Raw genomic sequence first — 19,546 nt, forward strand, 5'->3', positions numbered from 1 at the left:
ATGGTGCAGCGGCATTGTCAGATACGGAACCTGCAAGTGGCCGTTGTACTTCCCTTCGATCCCGCCGCGGACATCGCCGCCGAGCCGTCGCTCGAGGGTATCGTCTCCCTTGTCCGCTCCGACATGGATCGCGTCAACGCCCTGATCCTGTCGCGCACGGGCTCCGACGTGACCATGATCCCGGAGGTCGCGACCCATCTCATCTCCTCGGGCGGCAAGCGGCTGCGCCCGATGCTCACCCTCGCGACCGCCGACCTGTCCGGCTACAGGGGCGAGGGCGACATCAAGCTCGCCGCCTCGGTCGAGTTCATGCACACGGCGACGCTGCTGCATGACGACGTGGTGGACGACAGCGAGATGCGCCGCGGCAAGCTCGCCGCCCGCATGCTGTGGGGCAACGAGGCGAGCGTGCTGGTCGGCGACTTCCTGCTCGGCCAGGCGTTCCGCATGATGATCGAGGTCGGCTCGATGCAGGCGCTCGACATCCTCTCCTCCGCCGCCGTGGTGATCGCCGAGGGCGAGGTGGCCCAGCTCGCCGCCGCCAAGAACACCGCCACCAGCGAGGACGAGTACCTCGCCGTGATCCGCGGCAAGACCGCCGAGCTGTTCGCCGCCGCCTGCGAGGTCGGCCCGGTGCTCGGCAACCGGCCGAAGGCCGAGCAGGCCGCCTGCCGCAGCTATGGCATGAATCTCGGCATCGCCTTCCAGCTCATCGACGACGCGCTCGACTATGGCGGCTCGGGCGCCAAGCTCGGAAAGAACGTCGGCGACGACTTCCGCGAGGGCAAGATCACGCTGCCGGTGCTGCTCGCCTTCCGGCGCGGCACCGAGGAGGAGCGCAGCTTCTGGCGGCGCTGCCTGGAGCAGGGCGAGGTCGGCGAGGGCGACCTCGAACACGCCATGGAGCTTCTCGCCGCGCACCAGTCGATCGCCGCAACGGTCGAGCGCGCGCGCCATTACGGCGCCATGGCAAGGGACGCACTGGGGCTGTTCCCGGACGGGCCGGCCAAGCGGGCGCTGCTCGACACGGTGGAGTTCTGCATCTCGCGGGCGCGCTGAGCGCGGGCGAAAGCATCAGCGCCGGCGGGCCGGAAGGGCTCAGCCGCGCGGGCCGAACACGATGATCGCCGCCCCGGCGAGGCAGACCGCGCCGCCGAGCAGGTCCCAGCGGTCGGGGCGCAGCCCCTCCACCGCCCACAGCCAGGCCAGCGAGGCGGCGACATAGACCCCGCCATAGGCGGCGAAGGCGCGCCCGGCCGCGCTGGCGTCGACCTGGGTCAGCACTGCGGCGAAGGCGACGAGGCTGGCGAGGCCCGGCGCCAGCCAGAGCGCCGACGCCCCGCCGCGCAGCACCGCCCAGAAGGCGAAGCAGCCGGCGATCTCGAACAGCGCCGCGGCGAGGAAGAAGAAGGCGGTGTGCATCGCCGCGCCTCAGCCGAGCACGGTGGACTTGACCCACCAGCCGGGACGGCCGGCGGCGACCCGCCTCGCCGCGCGGGCGGCGGCGCGGCAGTCGTCATAGAGCGCGAACATGGTCGCGCCCGAGCCCGACATGCGCACCAGCCGCGCCTCCTCGCTCGCCTGCAGCGCCGCCTCGACCTCGGCCAGCACCGGCGCCAGCCGGCGCGCGGGCTCTTCGAGGTCGTTCGGCTCGCCGCGCAGGAAGGCGAGCGCCTCCTCTCGCCCGGCGAAGGCGGCCGGCACCGCCGGCGCGGGTCGGTGCGCTCCCGGGGCGAGGCCGAGCGCGGCGAACACCGCGCCCGTCGCCGCCGGGACGCGCGGATTGACCAGCACCATGCCGAAGCGCGGCAGGGCGAGCGGGGTGACGCGCTCCCCGCGCCCGGCCATCAGCGCGCCGACGCTTGCGAGGCAGACCGGCACGTCGGAGCCGGTGGCGAGCGCGGCGGCGGCGAGGCACGGATCGTCGGGAGCAAGGGCGTTGGCGCGCGCCAGCAGGCGCAGCGCCGCCGCCGCGTCCGCCGAGCCGCCGCCGATGCCCGCCGCCACCGGCAGGCGCTTGTCGAGCACGAAGCGGCCGGCGGTCAGCCCCGGCACGCGGGCGGCGAGCTCGCGCGCGGCGCGCAGCACCAGATTGTCGCCCTCGCCCGCCAGCGCCGCACCGCCCGGCCCGCGCAGCGCCAGGGCGAGCTCCGGCCCGGGCTCGAGCTCCAGCCGGTCGCCGGTGCCGGCAAAGCCGACGACGCTCGCCAACTCGTGATAGCCGTCGGCGCGCCGGCCGACCACACGCAGCGTCAGGTTCACCTTGGCGGGCGCGCGCTCGCGCAGCCCGCCGGCGGCGGCGGCGGGGGGCGTGAGGAGGCGGGATTGGGCGGGTTCGGACATGGTGCGCTTATGCGCCGGTGGCTGGCGACCGGCAAGCCGGCGGAGGGTGCCGGAAAGGGCGCGGATGAGGGACCTTCAGGTTTCAGTGCCCCGGGCTGCGAACCCTCTCCTCGCCGGCACTCATATGGCGGCGCGGCGAGGGCGAGCTTGCGCCACGGGGCGGTTTGCCTGTATAAGCCTTGGTCATCCAAATATCTCTAGCGACTGAACGGTCGGTTGAGAGTGGGTTCCGCCGCCGGGACCCGCTCTTTTTGCATTGCGCACCCGTTCGGTCCGGACGAGGACGAATGAGCGAACAGCAGACCCTCCCCGCGCAGACCGGCCTCCCGGCGCAGGACGGCGCCCCGCGTCTCGACGAGCCGCGGCTGGTGACCGAATCCGGGCCCGCCGCACGCGTCGCCGCGATCGTGGCGCCGGTGCTGCAGGGGCTCGGCTTCCGGCTGGTGCGGGTGCGGATCTCGGGCGGCGAGTACCTCACGCTGCAGATCATGGCCGAGCGGCCGGACGGCAGCTTCGGAATCGAGGAATGCGAGGCGGCGAGCCGCGCCATCTCGCCGGTGCTCGACGTCGAGGACCCGATCTCGGGCACCTACAACCTCGAAATGTCGTCGCCGGGCATCGACCGGCCGCTGGTGCGGATCTCCGATTTCGAGCGCTGGTCCGGCCATGACGTGAAGGTCGAGATGGCGGTGCCGGTCGAGGGGCGCAAGCGCTTCCGCGGCATCCTGCTCGGCGCCGAGGACGGCGAGGCGCTGATCCGCCTGCGCGACGTGCCCGCCGACACGCCGGACACGGCCCGCCTGCCGATCGCCGACATCGGCGACGCGCGGCTCGTGATGACCGACGTACTGATCCGCGAGGCGCTGCGGCGCGACAAGGCGCTGCGCGAGGGCGCGGGGATCGACGAGGACGACATCGACACCGCCGACCTCGGCGACACGCCGGGCGAGGACGAGGACGGCAGCGAAGGCGAGGGCGACGACGTCGCCGTCCGCATCCTGCCGCCGAAGAAGATGCCGGTTCGCGGCAAGCCGAAGGCCAAGGCGATGCTGAAGCCCAAGGGTGCCGCCAAGCCGGGCAAGAAATCCAACGCCAAACGCAAATCCCTGTGAACGGGTCCACTGCGAAGGAGATGCACTGATGGCCGTGGTCAGCGCCAACCGGCTCGAACTCTTGCAGATCGCCGATGCGGTCGCGCGGGAGAAATCGATCGACCGGGGCATCGTCATCGCCGCCATGGAGGACGCGATCGCCAAGGCGGCGCGCTCGCGCTATGGCGCCGAGACCGACATCCATGCCGAGATCAACGCGCGCACCGGCGAGCTGCGCCTCGCGCGGCATCTGCTGGTGGTCGACCAGGTCGAGAACCCGGCCACCGAGATCGACATCACCGGCGCGCGCCGGCTGAACCCGGCGGCGCAGGTGGGCGATTCGATCGCCGACACGCTGCCCCCGTTCGATTTTGGCCGCATCGCCGCCCAGTCGGCCAAGCAGGTGATCGTGCAGAAGGTGCGCGAGGCCGAGCGCGACCGGCAGTATGACGAGTACAAGGACCGCATCGGCGAGATCATCAACGGCGCGGTCAAGCGCGTCGAATACGGCAACGTGGTGGTCGATCTCGGCCGGGGCGAGGCCTCGCTGCGCCGCGACGAGCTGCTGCCGCGCGAGGTGTTCAAGGTCGGCGACCGCATCCGCGCCTATGTCTACGACGTGCGCCGCGAGCCGCGCGGGCCGCAGATCTTCCTCTCGCGCACCCATCCCCAGTTCATGGCCAAGCTGTTCGCGCAGGAAGTGCCGGAGATCTATGACGGCATCGTCGAGATCAAGGCGGTCGCCCGCGACCCCGGCTCGCGCGCCAAGATCGCCGTCACCTCGCGCGATTCCTCGGTCGACCCGGTCGGCGCGTGCGTGGGCATGCGCGGCTCGCGCGTGCAGGCCGTGGTGAACGAGCTGCAGGGCGAGAAGATCGACATCATCCCGTGGTCGCCGGACTTCGCGACCTTCATCGTCAACGCGCTCGCCCCGGCCGAAGTGGTCAAGGTGGTGCTCGACGAGGACCGCGAGCGTATTGAAGTCGTGGTGCCGGATGCCCAACTAAGCCTGGCGATCGGGCGGCGCGGCCAGAATGTGCGTCTCGCCTCCCAGCTCACCGGCTGGGACATCGACATCCTCACCGAGGCCGAGGAGAGCGAGCGGCGCCAGAAGGAATTCGCCGAGCGCTCCAAGATGTTCGCCGAGGCGCTCGACCTCGACGAGATGATGGGCCAGCTCCTCGCCTCCGAGGGCTTCGCGACGCTGGAAGAACTGGCCTATGTGCCGCTCTCCGAACTCGCGAGCATCGAGGGCTTCGACGAGGACACGGCGCAGGAGCTGCAGAACCGCGCGTTGGGCCACCTGGCCCAGGTCGAGGCCGACCTCGATGCGCGCCGCCGCGAGCTCGGCGTCGAGGACGACGTGCGCGAGGTGCCCGGCGTGACGTCGGCCATGCTGGTGGCGTTCGGCGAGAACGACATCAAGTCGGTCGAGGACCTCGCCGGCTGCGCCACGGACGACCTGATCGGCTGGACCGAGCGCAAGGACGGCGAAGTGGTGCGCACGCCCGGCGCGCTGGAGGGGTTCAACCTCTCCCGCGAGGAGGCCGAGGCCATGATCATGCAGGCCCGCGTCAAGGCCGGCTGGATCGACGCTGCCGAACTGGCGGCGGACGAGGCGGCGGAGACGGAGGGCGAGGCCGAGGCCGAGGGCGAAAGCCAGAGCTGAGGCGTTCGGGACGAACGGGCGGCCCCGCGGCCGCCCGAGGGACGTAAGAACGGGCGGCTCCTGGCCGCCCGGGGCGGACAGGAAACGGGAACCGGGTGAAGGTGCGGGACGAGGCGGGGCCGACGGGCATGGCGAACGACGGGGCGGCGGGCGAGACCGCGGACGCGGCCGGCGCCGCGTGCTCCGCGCCGGAGGCCGCTTCCGACCGCCCGGCCGGGGACGCCGCCTCGCCCGAGGACGAGACCGATGCCGGGCCGGCCTCGGCGCGGCGCGTGCCGGAGAGGCAGTGCATCGCCAGCCGCACGGTTCGCCCGGTGGCCGAGATGCTGCGCTTCGTGGTGGCGCCCGACGGGCGGGTGGTGCCGGACATCGCCGGCCGCCTTCCCGGGCGCGGCGCCTGGGTCGGCGCCAGCCGCGGCGCGCTCGCCGAGGCCCTGAAGCGCAAGGCCTTCGGCCGCGCCTTCAAGGGCAAGGGGCGCACCGACCCGGCGCTGCCGGAGCTGGTGGAACAGCTCCTGGAGAAGGATGCGCTCGCCGCCCTCGGCCTCGCCAACAAGGCGGGGCAGGTGGTGACGGGCTTCATGAAGGTCGTCGAGGCTCTCGACACCGAACGCAAGGGTGCCCCCGTCCACGTGCTCGTGCATTCGCGCGAGGCCGGGGCGGACGGCGTCGCCAAGATCGACGCGCAGGCCCGAAAGGCGCTTGCGCTGACCGGGCGGGAGATCGCCCGGATCGACAGCCTGCCGGGCGTGCAATTGGACTTGGCGCTCGGGCGGGCAAATGTGGTACATGCTGCGCTGCTCGCGCATCCGACGAGCGCGGGGTTTCTCGCGCGTGTGAGAAGGCTCGAAGGCTGGCGCGCTCCTTGAGCAGGCTGGCGGACGGATATACGCATCCCGATACGATGTCGGGATGCCGAGGAACGGATACCGAATGACCGATACGAAGAACCCGGGCGAGAAGACGATGGGCGCTGGCCAAGGTGGTCAGGGGGGCAAGACCCTCACGCTCAAGCGACCTGTCGAGCAGGGCGTCGTCCGCCAGAGCTTCAGCCATGGGCGGTCCAAGTCCGTCGTGGTGGAGAAGGTGAAGCGCCGCGTGGTCGGCCCGGGCGACAAGCCCGAGGCGCACGCCGCACCTTCCTCCGCGCCGGCATCCGCCCAGCCTGCAGCGCCCGCCCCCCGTCCCGCGAGCGGCCCGTCGGGCCGTCCGCTGCGCACGCAGCCCTCCCCGCACGCCAACCTGTCCTCGCCGCGTCCGGCGCCGCAGGGCCCGCGCCCGGGCGGCGTGGTGCTGCGCTCGCTGACCGAGGAAGAGGCCCGCGCCCGCACCGCTGCGCTCCAGGACGCCCGCATCCGCGAGGCCGAGGAGCGCAAGCGCGCCGAGGAAGAGGCCCGCCGCCGCGCCGAGCGCGAGGCGCGCGAGAAGGTCGAGCGCGAGGCCGCCGAGGCCCGCAAGCGCGAGGAAGACGCCCGCCGCGCCTTCGACGAGGAGGCCAAGCGCAAGTCCGAGCAGGAGGCGCGCAAGCGCTTCGGCGAGGATGCCGCCGCGGCGGCCGCATCGTCGGGCGCCGCCGCGCGTCCCGCGAATGCCGGCGCGGCCCCGGCCGCGACCACCGTCGGTGCGCCGCGCGTCGCCACGCCGCGTGGCCCGATGGACGCGGAAGAGGAAGAGCGTCGTCCCGCCCGCCGCGGTCCGGGCGGTGCGCCCGCGCGTCCCGCGACCCCGCCGCAGAAGCCGACCCGCCCCGCCGGCGGCGAGAAGAATCGCGGCCGTCTCACGCTCGTGACCGCCCAGTCCGGCGAGGAGGAGCGCCAGCGTTCGGTGGCCTCGTTCCGCCGCCGCACCCAGCGCATGAGCGGCCATCGCCAGGTCGAGGCCAAGGAAAAGATCTCCCGCGAGGTCGTGGTCCCGGAGACCATCTCCATCCAGGAGCTGGCCAACCGCATGGCCGAGCGCGCGGTCGACGTGATCCGCCTGCTGATGAAGCAGGGCCAGATGGTGAAGATCACCGACGTGATCGACGCCGACACCGCCCAGCTCATCGCCGAGGAACTCGGCCACACCGTGCGCCGCGTCGCCGAATCCGACGTCGAGGAAGGCCTGTTCGACACGCCGGACGCGCCCGAGGAGATGGAGCCGCGTCCGCCGGTCGTCACCATCATGGGCCATGTCGATCACGGCAAGACCTCGCTGCTCGACGCGCTGCGCTCGGCCAACGTGGTCTCCGGCGAGGCCGGCGGCATCACCCAGCATATCGGCGCCTATCAGGTGACCTCGCCGCTCGGCGGCAAGATCACCTTCATCGACACGCCCGGCCACGCCGCGTTCACCGCCATGCGCGCCCGCGGCGCCAAAGTGACGGACATCGTGGTGCTGGTGGTGGCCGCCGATGACGGCGTCATGCCGCAGACCATCGAGGCCATCAATCACGCGCGCGCCGCCAAGGTGCCGCTGATCGTGGCGATCAACAAGATCGACAAGCCCGACGCGAAGCCCGAGCGGGTGCGCAGCGAGCTGCTGCAGTACGAGGTGCAGGTCGAGAGCATGGGCGGCGAGACGCTCGAGGTGGAGGTGTCGGCCAAGGCCCACACCAATCTCGACAAGCTGCTCGAGCTCATCAGCCTGCAGGCCGAGCTGCTCGACCTCAAGGCCAACCCCGACCGCGCGGCCGAGGGTACCGTGATCGAGGCCAAGCTCGACCGCGGCCGCGGCCCGGTGGCCACCGTGCTGGTGGAACGCGGGACGCTGCATGTGGGCGACATCGTGGTGGCCGGCGCCGAGATGGGCCGCGTGCGCGCGCTCATTTCCGACAAGGGCGCCCAGCTCGGCTCGGCCGAGCCGTCCATGCCGGTCGAGGTGCTCGGCTTCAACGGCACGCCGGAGGCGGGCGACCGCCTCGCGGTGGTCGACAACGAGGCCCGCGCCCGCGAGATCACCGACTACCGCAAGAACCAGAAGCGCGAGAAGGCCGCGGCCCGCTCCGCCACGGTGCGCGGTTCGCTCGAGCAGATGATGAGCCAGGCCAAGACGGCCGGGCGGAAGGAATTCCCGCTCATCATCAAGGGCGACGTGTCCGGCTCGGTCGAGGCCATCATCGCCTCGCTGGAGAAGCTCGGCACCGACGAGGTGCAGGCCCGCATCATCCATTCCGGCGCGGGCGGCGTGAACGAGAGCGACGTGACGCTGGCCGAGACGGCCGGTGCCGCGATCATCGCCTTCAACGTGCGCGCCAACAAGGAAGCCCGCGAGGCGGCCGAACGTGCCGGCATCGAGATCCGCTACTACAACATCATCTACGACCTGGTGGATGACGTGAAGGCGGCGATGGGCGGCCTGCTCGCCCCGGTCAACCGCGAGACCATGCTCGGCAACGCGCAGATCAAGGAGATCTTCAACGTCTCCAAGGTCGGCAAGGTCGCCGGCTGCATCGTCACCGACGGCACGGTGGAGCGCGGCCAGCATGTCCGCCTGATCCGCGACAACGTCGTCATCCACGAGGGCAAGCTCGCCACGCTCAACCGCTTCAAGGACGCGGTCAACGTGGTGCAGGCGGGCCAGGAATGCGGCATGTCGTTCGAGAACTACCAGGACATGCGCGCCGGCGACGTCATCGAGTGCTACCGCGTCGAGGTCGTGCAGCGCACGCTCTGATGTCTTTGACGCTCCCCGCACGCGGGGAGCGTTCGCGCCCTGTGCGCGCATATCCGCGGGGGTGAGCGGTCCAAGCCCGTTCGCTCCGGTCGAAGGCGGTCCCGCGATTGCGCTGCGGCGGCGGGGACCATGAAGGTTTGTGCATTATGAAGAACAGAGCGAGCTCGGGCGCCGGCCCGAGCCAGCGCCAGTTGCGCGTCGGCGAACTCGTCCGCCACGCCCTGGCCGACGTCCTCGCGCGCGGCGACCTGGCCGACCCGGCGCTGACCGGGATGCTGATCACCGTGCCCGAGGTGCGGATGAGCCCGGACCTCAAGATCGCCACCTGCTTCGTCATGCCGCTCGGCGGCAAGGACGCCAAGGCCGCGGTGGCGGCGCTCGCCACCAATGCGCGGCCGCTGCGCGGCGAGATCGCCCGCCGGGTGGAGCTGAAATACGTGCCGGAGCTCAGGTTCCGCGTCGACACCTCGTTCGAGGAAGGTGCGCGGATCGACGCGCTGCTGCGCTCGCCCGACGTGGCGCGCGACCTCGATGCCGAGGAGCCCGACGCCGAGGAACCCGACGCCGGCACCCCCGACCACAGCAAGGATGACGAGGCATGAGCATGCCCATGAACGAGGGTCTCGCCGAGGCTTCCGCCGACATCTCCAGCGACGTTTCCGCCCGCGCGTCCGACGCCGCCATCGACATGCCGATGGGTGCCGGCGTCGAGGCCCCGGCCGGCTCGCACCCCGACGCGCCCGCCGACGAGACGTCTCGCGGCGAGAATTCCCGCGGCGAGGCGGAGGCCGGGCGCGGCGCGCGGGGGCGCAAGGATCGCGGCCCGCGCCGCCCGAAGCGCGACGTCGACGGCTGGGTGCTGCTCGACAAGCCGATCGGGATGACCTCGACCCAGGCGGTCGGGGCGGTGAAATGGCTGTTCTCGGCCAAGAAGGCCGGCCATGCCGGCACGCTCGACCCGCTCGCCTCCGGCTGCCTGCCGATCGCGCTGGGCGAGGCGACCAAGACCGTTCCCTTCGTCATGGACGGGCGCAAGGTCTATCGCTTCACCGTGCGCTGGGGCGTGGAGACCGACACCGACGACAGCGAGGGCCGGCCGGTCGAGACCTCCGACACGCGCCCGGATCGCGCGGCGATCCTCTCCATTCTCGACGGCTTCCGCGGCGAGATCGAGCAGGTGCCGCCCGCCTATTCGGCGCTGAAGATCAATGGCGAGCGCGCCTATGACCTCGCCCGCGACGGCGTGGCGGTGGAGCTCGCCGCCCGCCCCGTGACCATCCATTCGCTGGAGCTGGTCGAGCAGCCCGACGCCGACCACGCGGTGTTCGAGGCCGAGTGCGGCAAGGGCACCTATGTGCGCTCGCTGGCCCGCGACATGGGCCGCATGCTCGGCGCGCGCGGCCACATCTCGGCGCTGCGCCGCACCCGGGTCGGCACCTTCGCCGAGGAGGAGCTGGTGCCGCTCGACACGCTGCGCGCCATGCACGCGCAGAACGGCGAGACGGCGCCGGTCGAAGCGCTCCGGCCGGTGGAGATCGGCCTCGACACCCTGCCGGCGCTGAAGGTCTCGCCGGCCGACGCGGCGCGGCTGGCGCGCGGCCAGTCGATCATCCTGCGCGGGCGCGACGCGCCGATCCTCGAGGGCCCTGTCGCGGTCAATGCCGGCGGACGGCTGGTTGCGCTCGGCGAGGCGGAAGGGGCGGAGATCTTCCCCAAACGCATCTTCCACTCGGCGAAGTGAGGTCCGTCGGCGAAGCTGGTGTGTTCAACAAAATTGGATTTTGTTGAACACACGCTTATGCTCAACAAAATTAATTATCGTTGAGCATACCGATGCAACGCCACATATCTTCGATCGCCCATGCGGCCTATCACGACCTGCTGCGCTCGCTGAAGGACGAGGCGATATCCGAGATTCGGGGCACACCAACGCGGGTCGAACGCAACGGCAAAGCCTATTGGTACGACACCTATCGCGTCGGCTCCGAGGTCCGCAAAGCCTATATCGGCGAAGACACGGCGGAGCGGCGGGCACGGATCGAACGGCTGAATGAAATCGCTGCCGCCGCCGCCGAGCGCCGGTCGAATCGGGCGCGCCTCATCCGCATCCTGCGCGGCGAGGGCTTCCTGGGCATCGATGCGGCCACGGGATCGCTTCTAAACGCGCTGCAAAAGGCGGGCGTCTTCCGCCTCGGGGGAACCATCGTCGGGACCCAGGCCTTCCGCCTCTATGAAGGCGAACTCGGCATTCGCTACAGCGTCGATCAGGCCGCGCAGACCAACGACATCGACATTGCGAGCTTCGAGCGCTTGTCCTTGGCCCTCGAAGACATCGTTTCCGAGCCGCTTCAGCGCGTGTTTGCCGACTTCGCCTTCGAGGCCGTGCCATCGCTGGAACGGGGCAAGGTCTGGCGCTGGAAGCAGAGCCGCAACGAGCTCCTGGTGGAGTTCCTCACGCCATCCTTCGAGGCCGCCGAGGAGCTGAAGCCGCTCGCGGCGCTCGACGTGCACGCCCAGTCCCTGCACTATCTGAATTATTTGATCGCCTCTCCCATCCAAGCTGCCGTCACTTATCGAAACGGCGTGCTGGTGCAGGTGCCGCGGCCCGAGCGCTTCGCGGTCCACAAGCTGATCGTCGCCGACCGCCGGCGGGAAGGTCCGAATGGGGTCAAGGCCCACAAGGACCGGATGCAGGCCGCATTCCTGATCGATGTGCTTGCCGAGGATCGGCCCACCGATCTGATCGAGGCCTATGAGGATGCGATCTCGCAGGGCGCCCGCTGGCGCGAGCGCATTGCTGCGTCTCTCAAGCGCATGCCCGATACACGGGCCCGGCTCGTGGAGGCTGGCGTCGGACTATAACCCTCCCCGCGCCACGCCCCCGAGATGGCGCTGGTCAGGCTGGCGATTTCGTGTATGTTGCGCGCGCGTTGCGGACCTCATGTCCGCGCGAGCCGCAGCCTTTCGACCGCGCTGGACGACATCCCGGCCCGGCCGAACTGCGGGTCCGGCGAGACGACCTGCGGACAGGCCTCCGGCCGTCCCGACAGGCGCCCGCCACCTTCACCTGACAGACCGAAAGGATCATCCGATGTCGATCACTGCCGAGCGCAAGCAGGCGCTCATCCAGGAATACGCCACCAAGCCGGGCGATACCGGCTCGGCGGAAGTGCAGGTCGCGATCCTCACCGAGCGCATCGCCAACCTGACCGGCCATTTCAAGACCCACGCCAAGGACAACCATTCCCGGCGCGGTCTGCTGAAGCTGGTGTCCCAGCGCCGCGGCCTCCTCGACTATCTGAAGAAGACCGAGGAAGCGCGCTACAAGTCCCTGATCCAGCGGCTGGGCATCCGCCGCTGATCCTTGGGCGGGCCCGGCGTCGCTGACGTCGGGCCCGCCTCGTTCTGTGCGGCGCCACGGACCGTTCCGGGCGCCGGCCGCGTAGATGAGCGGCGGGCATGGGGCTCGCCGCGACCGATGAGAAGCGGCGCGCCATGGCAGGATCGCCGGAGGCTCGAGGCTCCGCCCCCGAGGGGGACGCAAGAGCCGCCCGAGCCTCTCGCCGTCTTGCCCATGGCTCCCGCTTCGGAAAGCCAGAGATAGACATGTTCGATATCCACCGCGAGGAACTCGACTGGGGCGGGCGCACGCTCGTCCTCGAGACCGGCCGCATGGCGCGCCAGGCCGATGGCGCCGTGCTCGCGACCTATGGCGACACCACGGTTCTCGCCACCGCCGTTTCCGCCAGGGCGCCCAAGCCCGGCCAGGACTTCTTCCCGCTGACCGTCAACTACCAGGAAAAGACCTATGCGGCCGGCCGCATTCCCGGTGGCTACTTCAAGCGCGAAGGTCGTCCGAGCGAGAAGGAGACGCTGGTCTCCCGCCTGATCGACCGCCCGATCCGCCCGCTCTTCGCCGACGGCTACAAGAACGACACCCAGGTCGTCGTCACCGTGCTCTCGCACGACCTCGAGAACGACCCGGACATCGTCGCCATGGTCGCCGCCTCGGCCGCGCTCACCCTGTCGGGCGTGCCGTTCATGGGCCCGATCGGCGGCGCCCGGGTCGGCTTCATCGACAATGAGTACGTGCTGAACCCGACCACCGACGAGGTGAAGGAATCCGCGCTCGACCTCGTGGTCGCCGGAACGTCCGACGCCGTGCTGATGGTCGAGTCCGAGGCCAAGGAGCTGTCCGAGGAAGTGATGCTCGGCGCGGTCATGTTCGGCCACCGCCACTTCCAGCCGGTGATCGAGGCCATCATCCGCCTCGCCGAGAAGGCCGCCAAGGAGCCGCGCGACTTCGCCGCCGCCGACCATTCGGCGCTGGAGAGCGAGCTGCGCGGCCTGGTCGAGGCCGACATGCGCGCGGCCTACAAGATCGCCCGCAAGCAGGACCGCTACGCCGCGGTCGACGCCGCCAAGGCGAAGGCCAAGGAGCACTACGCCGCCCTCGCCGCCGAGGGCAAGGACGTGCCCGACGGCCAGGTGCTCTCCGAGGTCCTGAAGGAGCTCGAGGCCAAGATCGTGCGCTGGACCATCCTCGACGAGGGCGTGCGCATCGACGGCCGCGACACCAAGACCGTCCGCCCGATCGTCGCGGAAGTCGGCGTGCTGCCGCGCACCCACGGCTCGGCGCTGTTCACCCGCGGCGAGACGCAGGCGCTGGTGGTGGCCACGCTCGGCACCGGCGAGGACGAGCAGTTCATCGACAGCCTGGAAGGCACCTACAAGGAGCGCTTCCTGCTGCACTACAACTTCCCGCCCTTCTCGGTCGGCGAGACCGGCCGCATGGGCTCGCCCGGCCGCCGCGAGATCGGCCACGGCAAGCTCGCCTGGCGCGCCGTGCACCCGATCCTGCCGCCCGCGCACGAGTTCCCCTACACGCTGCGCGCGGTGTCGGAGATCCTGGAGTCGAACGGCTCCTCCTCGATGGCGACCGTCTGCGGCACCTCGCTGGCGCTGATGGATGCCGGCGTGCCGATGCGCCGTCCGGTGGCGGGCATCGCCATGGGCCTCATCCTCGAAGGTGAGAAGTTCGCCGTGCTGTCCGACATCCTCGGCGACGAGGATCACCTCGGCGACATGGACTTCAAGGTGGCCGGCACCGAGAAGGGCGTCACCGCCCTGCAGATGGACATCAAGATCGCCGGCATCACCGAGGAGATCATGAAGGTCGCCCTCGCCCAGGCGAAGGACGGCCGCGCGCACATCCTCGGCGAGATGGCCAAGGCGCTGACCGGCGCCCGCGCCGAGCTCGGCGAGCATGCCCCGCGCATCGAGGTGATCCAGATCCCGGTCGACAAGATCCGCGAAGTGATCGGCTCGGGCGGCAAGGTGATCCGCGAGATCGTCGAGAAGACCGGCGCCAAGATCAACATCGAGGACGACGGCACCGTGAAGGTGGCCTCCGCCTCGGGCGATTCGATCAAGGCCGCGCTGAACTGGATCAAGTCCATCGCCTCCGAGCCGGAGGTCGGCCAGATCTATGACGGCACGGTGGTGAAGGTGGTCGACTTCGGCGCCTTCGTGAACTTCTTCGGCGCCAAGGACGGCCTCGTCCACGTCTCCCAGCTCGCCAAGGAGCGGGTGGCCAAGCCCTCCGACGTCGTCAAGGAAGGCGACAAGGTGAAGGTGAAGCTGCTCGGCTTCGACGAGCGCGGCAAGACCCGCCTGTCGATGAAGGTCGTCGACCAGGAGACCGGCGAGGACCTCGAGGCCAAGAACAAGGCCGAGAAGGAAACCGAGGCCGGCGCCGCCGAGTGAGCGGCCGAGGCCTTGCGGAACAATCGAGCGGGGCGCCTTCGGGCGCCCCGTTTCGTTTGGGAGACGGCGCCAGCGGCCCATGCCCCCCGGCGCCGGCAGTCTCCCGTGCCTGCGTCCCCGCTCAGAACTCGACGTCGAGCTCCTCCATCTCGTCCGGCTCCTCGAGCGCCGCCTTGATCCATTCCTTCATCGCCGGCAGGGCGAGGATCGCCTTGCAATAGGCCGCCGTCGGCGCGTCGAGCGCGACGTCGTAGGTGGTGAAGCGCGAGCACACCGGCGCGTACATCGCGTCCGCCATGGTCGGCGCGGCGCCGAACAGATAGGGCCCGCCATAGGCCTTCAGGCAGCCGCGCCAGATGGTGAGGATGCGCTCGATGTCCGCCTGCGCCCCGGTCCATACCCTGAAGCCGGGATGGCGGGCCTTGACGTTCATCGGCAGCGCCGAGCGCAGATTGGCGAAGCCCGAATGCATCTCGCCGCAGATGGAGCGGCAATGCGCACGCGCTGCGCGTTCCTTGGGCAGAAGCCCGACCTCTGGCGCGCGTTCGTGCAGGTATTCGCCGATGGCCAGCGTGTCCCAGATCCGCATCCCGTCATGGTCGAGGCGCGGGACCAGGAAGGACGAGGACTGCAGCAGCAGCTCGGCGCGGATGTCGGGATCGTCGGCCGAGACCTTCGCCTCCTCGAAATCGAGCCCCGCCATCCGGCACATCAGGAAGCCGCGCAGCGACCAGGAGGAATAGTTCTTGCTGCTCAGGGTGAGCACCGCGGCCGCAGGCGCCGGCCCGGTGACGGACTTGCTCGTGGAGGGCTTGGTTTTGAGTGGTTTGCTGGCGACCGGCTTGGTCCCGGAGGGCTTGGCGGCAGAGGGTTTGGCAGCGGATTTGCTCGCCGTCGGCTTGCCCGGCGCCGTCTTGGGCGTCGTCGTCTTGGCGGTGCGGGTGGGCGCGGCGGCCTTGGTCCCCGGACCGGACGCGGATTTGGATCGGGAGGTCGGGGCGCGCATGGGTCGAACGTCCTGTCTGGAGCGGGCGATGATGAAGGGCCCGGCGGGGGCAAACACTATTCGTGCCATTCCCGATCCGGCGGCGCGGCCATCCCCCCGGCGCCGCGCCCGGCGGCCTATCCTTCGCGTCGCACAATTTCACTGGCGTGACGGTGGCGGGCGACTTAACCTGACCTGCTGCGTGTCGCCAGCCGACTGTCGCCCGTTAACTGTCGCCAGCCAACTGCCGCCACGTCGACCCGCCGCTGCCGCATGGGGCACCGCCGCCCGAACCGCCGGATGAGCCGCCGCGTATGATCTATGCCGCCTATCAGGCTCAAGCCGACCTTCTCGACCCGATGCGCACCGCCGCGCGCCTGTCGCGCCGGGTGCTCGCGACGGTGATGGACGGTTTCGGCGAGACCGCGTTCCTGCGCAACGTCTCGGCCGGCTTCGAGATGATCGAGCGCGCCGGACTGAGCCACAGCCGGCCCTCCTTCGGCATCGAGAGCGTCACGGTCGGCAATCGCGAGGTCGAGGTGGTGGAGGAATCCGCGCTCGACCTGCCCTTCGGCACGCTGCTGCACTTCCGCAAGGACATCGACCAGCCGCAGCCGCGCATCCTCGTGGTGGCGCCGCTGTCGGGCCATTTCGCGACGCTGCTGCTCGACACGGTGAAGACGCTGCTGCCGGAGAACGACGTCTACATCACCGACTGGGCCAATGCGCGCGACGTGCCGCTGGCGGCCGGGCGCTTCGGCTTCGACGACTACGTCACCCATCTGATCCGCTTCCTGGAGGCGATCGGCCCGGGCGCGCACGCGCTCGCCGTGTGCCAGCCCTGCGTGCAGGTGCTCGCCGCCACCGCCGCCATGGCACAGCGCGACAACCCGGCGACGCCCCATTCCATCACCCTGATGGCCGGCCCCGTCGACTGCCGCGTCAGCCCGACCAAGGTGAACGAGCTCGCGACCTCGAAGCCGCTCGACTGGTTCGAGCAGAACCTCATCTCCACCGTCCCGCCCGGCTTCCGGGGCGTGGGACGGCGGGTCTATCCCGGCTTCGTGCAGGTCGGCGCCTTTATGGCGATGAATTTCGACCGCCACGTGAAGGCGCATGTCAAGATGTTCGAGAACCTCGCCATGGGCCAGCACGACAAGGCGAGCACGGCCAAGAACTTCTACGACGAATATTTCGCGGTGCTCGATCTCGATGCCGACTTCTACCTGGAGACGATCCGCAAGGTTTTCCAGGACTACGATCTGCCGCGCGGCGTGCTGACCTATGAGGGCGAGACCCTCGACTTCCGCGCCATCCGCCGCACCTCGCTGCTGACGGTGGAAGGCGAGCGCGACGACATCTGCGCGGTCGGCCAGACCGTTGCGGCGCAGGACATCTGCGCCAGCCTGCGCCCGCACCGCAAGCGCCACCATCTCCAGCCCGGCGTCGGCCATTACGGCGTGTTCAGCGGCCGGCGCTGGCGCGGGCAGGTCTATCCGCTGGTGCGCAACCACATCCTCTCGGCCGACTGAGCGCCGCCGCCCGCCGGCCATACGCCGCGCCGCGCATTCTCCAAATACCTCCGAAGGCACCGTCAAACCGGCGTCACCATTGACGCGGCAGGCTGGGATCCCCATGGTGCGCGCCCCAGCAACATGACACCCCACGGAGGTTTCCCAAGAATGTCGGTATGGCCGGTTTACGGAAAAATCGAAGGTCCCATCGTGATGATCGGCTTCGGCTCGATCGGTCGCGGCACATTGCCCCTGCTCGAGAGGCATTTCGACTTCGACAAGGACCGGCTCACCGTAATCGATCCCGTGGATGACGATCGCGCACTGCTCGACGAGCGCGGCGTTACCTTTCTGAAGCAGGCCGTGACCAAGGACAATTATCGCGAGGTCCTGACCCCGCTGCTGACGACCGGCGGGCGCGGCTTCGTCATCAACCTCTCGGTCGACACCTCCTCGGTCGCCATCATGGAGCTCGCCCGCGAGCTCGGCGCGCTCTATGTCGACACGGTCGTCGAGCCCTGGTTCGGCTTCTATTTCGACAGGGACGCCGGCCCGGCGGATCGCACCAACTATGCGCTCCGGGAGACTTTACTGAACGCCAAGCGTTCGCGCCCCGGCGGCCCGACGGCGGTCGCCTGCTGCGGTGCCAATCCGGGCATGGTGTCCTGGTTCGTGAAGCAGGCGCTGGTCGACATCGCCACCGATACCGGCCTCGCCTTCGAGGAGCCGACCTCCCGCGAGGGCTGGGCCAGGCTGATGCAGCAGGTCGGCGTGAAGGGCATCCACATCGCCGAGCGCGACACCCAGCGCGCGCGCGACCCCAAGCCGATGGGCGTGTTCATCAACACCTGGTCGGTGGACGGCTTCGTCTCCGAGGGGCTGCAGCCGGCCGAGCTCGGCTGGGGCACGCATGAGAGCTGGATGCCGGACAATGCCCGCTCGCACGATAAGGGCTGCGGGGCGGCGATCTACCTGCTGCAGCCGGGCGCCAACACCCGCGTGCGCAGCTGGTGCCCGACGCCGGGGCCGCAATACGGCTTCCTCGTCACCCATAATGAATCGATCTCGATCGCCGACTTCTTCACCCTGCGCGAGGGTGGCGAGGTGGTCTACCGCCCGACCTGCCACTACGCCTACCACCCGGCCAATGACGCGGTGCTGTCGATGCACGAGATGTTCGGCGCCGCCGGCAAGGTGCAGGAGGACTGGAAGATCCTCGACGAGCACGAGATCGTCGACGGGGCGGACGAACTCGGCGTGCTGCTCTACGGCCACGCCAAGAACGCCTACTGGTACGGCTCGCAGCTCACCATCGAGGAGACGCGCGACCTCGCTCCCTACCAGAACGCCACCGGGCTGCAGGTGAGCTCCGCCGTGCTGGCCGGCATGGTGTGGGCGCTGGAGAACCCGGAGGCGGGTATCGTCGAGGCCGACGAGATGGACTACCGGCGCTGTCTCGAGGTGCAGCGCCCCTATCTCGGCCCGGTGAAGGGCTACTACACCGACTGGACGCCGCTCGACGACCGCCCCGGCTTCTTCGCCGAAGACATCGACGAGAGCGACCCCTGGCAGTTCCGCAACATACTGGTGCGGTGAGGCGCGGGCCCGGCGCCGCGATGCTCCTCAGTCGTCCGGCGCCGGCGGCTCGCCGCCGATGGTGAGGCAGCGCCGGCGCGCGGCCTCCAGCCCCTCGGCGACCAGCCATGACAGCGGCGAGGCGCGCATCGCCTCGAGCCCCGCCGCCGTGGTGCCGGCATAGTCGACCATCTCCTGCACGAAGCCGGCGGGCGGCGTGTCCGACGCCGCCATCATCCGCCCGGCGGCGAGGAAGAGCTGCCTGACCGCGCGCGCCGCCACCTCGGGCTCGACGCCCTGCCCCTGCGCATAGGCCTGCATGCACTCGGCGAAATAGGCGACGAAGCCGGGGACCGGGCCGGTGAGGGCGGTGAAGCAGTCGATCTGCGATTCAGCCGGCACCTCGTCGGTGGTGCCGCAGGCCTCGAACAGGCGCAGCACCGTCGCCCGGTCCGGCGGCGACAGGCCGCCCGGGGCGAACCAGGGCGAATAGGCGAGGCCGATCGCGGCCGCCGGGTTCGAGATCGCCCGCACCACCCGGGCGGAATTGCCGATGGCGCGAAGCTGACCGGTGTCGATGCCGGCCATGACCGAGACGACGAGCCGGTCCGGCACGTCGAGGCGCAGCCGCCGGCCCGCCGCCGGGGGCAGCGCCAGCAGGACGCTCGCGCACCGCGCGGCCAGCTCCTGCGGGTCTCGGGTCCAGTGCACGCCCTCATGGGCGGCGAGCTCGCCTGCCGGGCCGCTGCGGTTGCAGATCCACAGCTCGCCGGGGGCGACGACGTCGGCGCGCAGCAGCGCTCCTGCGATGGCGCCGCCGAGCTGGCCGCAGCCGACGATACCAAGTCCGAGACCCGACCCGCCCGCGTCCATTTGCGTCCCCGGTCGCCATATGCGCCGGGCAACCATGGCATCTCGCGCCCCCCGCGCCTAGCTATACGGCGACTGC

Annotated in this window: 16 protein-coding genes; 12 read left to right on the forward strand and 4 right to left on the reverse strand. The window is 70.3% G+C overall.

Annotated features, from left to right (window positions below; all coding sequences use genetic code 11):
- Nucleotides 1–36: 36 nt before the first annotated feature.
- Complete coding sequence (locus NVS83_RS08490; protein WP_258738921.1) at nucleotides 37–1,059, forward strand: polyprenyl synthetase family protein; 1,023 nt, start codon at nucleotides 37–39, stop codon at nucleotides 1,057–1,059.
- Between the two features lie 39 nt (nucleotides 1,060–1,098).
- Here the strand turns inward: NVS83_RS08490 and NVS83_RS08495 are convergent, their stop codons facing one another.
- Nucleotides 1,099–1,422: a YnfA family protein gene (locus NVS83_RS08495; RefSeq protein ID WP_258738922.1), complete on the reverse strand. Its 324-nt coding sequence runs from the start codon at nucleotides 1,420–1,422 to the stop codon at nucleotides 1,099–1,101.
- A gap of 9 nt (nucleotides 1,423–1,431) precedes the next feature.
- On the reverse strand, nucleotides 1,432–2,343 hold the full coding sequence (locus tag NVS83_RS08500; RefSeq protein ID WP_258738923.1) for a 4-(cytidine 5'-diphospho)-2-C-methyl-D-erythritol kinase: 912 nt from the start codon (nucleotides 2,341–2,343) through the stop codon (nucleotides 1,432–1,434).
- A 287-nt stretch (nucleotides 2,344–2,630) separates the two neighbouring features.
- Between NVS83_RS08500 and rimP the strand changes: the two genes are divergently transcribed.
- From rimP to pnp, 9 genes are all read left to right on the forward strand, one after another.
- Nucleotides 2,631–3,455 carry a ribosome maturation factor RimP gene (rimP, locus tag NVS83_RS08505; protein WP_258738924.1) on the forward strand — a complete coding sequence of 275 codons (825 nt, stop codon included), beginning with the start codon at nucleotides 2,631–2,633 and terminating at the stop codon, nucleotides 3,453–3,455.
- Between the two features lie 28 nt (nucleotides 3,456–3,483).
- On the forward strand, nucleotides 3,484–5,103 hold the full coding sequence (gene nusA / locus NVS83_RS08510; RefSeq protein WP_258738925.1) for a transcription termination factor NusA: 1,620 nt from the start codon (nucleotides 3,484–3,486) through the stop codon (nucleotides 5,101–5,103).
- Nucleotides 5,104–5,198: 95 nt separating this feature from the next.
- A complete protein-coding gene (locus NVS83_RS08515; protein WP_258738926.1) occupies nucleotides 5,199–5,972 on the forward strand; it encodes an RNA-binding protein in 774 nt (257 codons plus the stop codon).
- Nucleotides 5,973–6,036: 64 nt separating this feature from the next.
- Nucleotides 6,037–8,757 (forward strand): translation initiation factor IF-2, encoded by a 2,721-nt coding sequence (infB, locus tag NVS83_RS08520; protein WP_258738927.1) that lies wholly within the window; start codon nucleotides 6,037–6,039, stop codon nucleotides 8,755–8,757.
- A 146-nt stretch (nucleotides 8,758–8,903) separates the two neighbouring features.
- Nucleotides 8,904–9,359, forward strand: a complete 456-nt coding sequence (gene rbfA, locus NVS83_RS08525; protein WP_258738928.1) for a 30S ribosome-binding factor RbfA — start codon at nucleotides 8,904–8,906, stop codon at nucleotides 9,357–9,359.
- 86 nt (nucleotides 9,360–9,445) lie between these two features.
- Nucleotides 9,446–10,498, forward strand: coding sequence for a tRNA pseudouridine(55) synthase TruB (gene truB / locus NVS83_RS08530; RefSeq protein ID WP_374115036.1), 1,053 nt, complete (start codon nucleotides 9,446–9,448; stop codon nucleotides 10,496–10,498).
- Nucleotides 10,499–10,590: 92 nt separating this feature from the next.
- Entirely contained in the window at nucleotides 10,591–11,619 is a 1,029-nt protein-coding gene (locus NVS83_RS08535; RefSeq protein WP_258738930.1) for a nucleotidyltransferase family protein, read from the forward strand.
- A gap of 229 nt (nucleotides 11,620–11,848) precedes the next feature.
- Nucleotides 11,849–12,118 carry a 30S ribosomal protein S15 gene (rpsO, locus tag NVS83_RS08540; RefSeq protein WP_258732094.1) on the forward strand — a complete coding sequence of 90 codons (270 nt, stop codon included), beginning with the start codon at nucleotides 11,849–11,851 and terminating at the stop codon, nucleotides 12,116–12,118.
- A 245-nt stretch (nucleotides 12,119–12,363) separates the two neighbouring features.
- On the forward strand, nucleotides 12,364–14,523 hold the full coding sequence (gene pnp / locus NVS83_RS08545) for a polyribonucleotide nucleotidyltransferase (RefSeq protein ID WP_258738931.1): 2,160 nt from the start codon (nucleotides 12,364–12,366) through the stop codon (nucleotides 14,521–14,523).
- Nucleotides 14,524–14,644: 121 nt separating this feature from the next.
- Here the strand turns inward: pnp and NVS83_RS08550 are convergent, their stop codons facing one another.
- On the reverse strand, nucleotides 14,645–15,289 hold the full coding sequence (locus tag NVS83_RS08550) for a glutathione S-transferase (RefSeq protein WP_258739127.1): 645 nt from the start codon (nucleotides 15,287–15,289) through the stop codon (nucleotides 14,645–14,647).
- Nucleotides 15,290–15,822: 533 nt separating this feature from the next.
- Here NVS83_RS08550 and NVS83_RS08555 point away from each other — a divergent pair.
- Together NVS83_RS08555 and NVS83_RS08560 are read left to right on the forward strand one after the other, a co-directional pair.
- Nucleotides 15,823–17,040, forward strand: a complete 1,218-nt coding sequence (locus tag NVS83_RS08555; protein WP_258738932.1) for a polyhydroxyalkanoate depolymerase — start codon at nucleotides 15,823–15,825, stop codon at nucleotides 17,038–17,040.
- Between the two features lie 150 nt (nucleotides 17,041–17,190).
- A complete protein-coding gene (locus tag NVS83_RS08560) occupies nucleotides 17,191–18,618 on the forward strand; it encodes a homospermidine synthase (RefSeq protein WP_258738933.1) in 1,428 nt (475 codons plus the stop codon).
- A 27-nt stretch (nucleotides 18,619–18,645) separates the two neighbouring features.
- Here the strand turns inward: NVS83_RS08560 and NVS83_RS08565 are convergent, their stop codons facing one another.
- On the reverse strand, nucleotides 18,646–19,470 hold the full coding sequence (locus NVS83_RS08565) for a pyrroline-5-carboxylate reductase family protein (RefSeq protein WP_258738934.1): 825 nt from the start codon (nucleotides 19,468–19,470) through the stop codon (nucleotides 18,646–18,648).
- Nucleotides 19,471–19,546 lie beyond the last annotated feature (76 nt).

It is taken from the genome of Ancylobacter mangrovi (assembly GCF_024752335.1).
GTDB lineage: Bacteria > Pseudomonadota > Alphaproteobacteria > Rhizobiales > Xanthobacteraceae > Ancylobacter > Ancylobacter mangrovi.

Coding starts and splice junctions, on each gene's coding strand:
- NVS83_RS08495 (WP_258738922.1), bottom strand. CDS start 1,422: ATGCACACCGCCTTCTTCTTCCTCGCCGCGGCGCTGTTCGAGATCGCC.
- NVS83_RS08500 (WP_258738923.1), bottom strand. CDS start 2,343: ATGTCCGAACCCGCCCAATCCCGCCTCCTCACGCCCCCCGCCGCCGCC.
- rimP (WP_258738924.1), top strand. CDS start 2,631: ATGAGCGAACAGCAGACCCTCCCCGCGCAGACCGGCCTCCCGGCGCAG.
- nusA (WP_258738925.1), top strand. CDS start 3,484: ATGGCCGTGGTCAGCGCCAACCGGCTCGAACTCTTGCAGATCGCCGAT.
- infB (WP_258738927.1), top strand. CDS start 6,037: ATGACCGATACGAAGAACCCGGGCGAGAAGACGATGGGCGCTGGCCAA.
- rbfA (WP_258738928.1), top strand. CDS start 8,904: ATGAAGAACAGAGCGAGCTCGGGCGCCGGCCCGAGCCAGCGCCAGTTG.
- truB (WP_374115036.1), top strand. CDS start 9,446: ATGCCGATGGGTGCCGGCGTCGAGGCCCCGGCCGGCTCGCACCCCGAC.
- NVS83_RS08535 (WP_258738930.1), top strand. CDS start 10,591: ATGCAACGCCACATATCTTCGATCGCCCATGCGGCCTATCACGACCTG.
- rpsO (WP_258732094.1), top strand. CDS start 11,849: ATGTCGATCACTGCCGAGCGCAAGCAGGCGCTCATCCAGGAATACGCC.
- pnp (WP_258738931.1), top strand. CDS start 12,364: ATGTTCGATATCCACCGCGAGGAACTCGACTGGGGCGGGCGCACGCTC.
- NVS83_RS08555 (WP_258738932.1), top strand. CDS start 15,823: ATGATCTATGCCGCCTATCAGGCTCAAGCCGACCTTCTCGACCCGATG.
- NVS83_RS08560 (WP_258738933.1), top strand. CDS start 17,191: ATGTCGGTATGGCCGGTTTACGGAAAAATCGAAGGTCCCATCGTGATG.
- NVS83_RS08565 (WP_258738934.1), bottom strand. CDS start 19,470: ATGGACGCGGGCGGGTCGGGTCTCGGACTTGGTATCGTCGGCTGCGGC.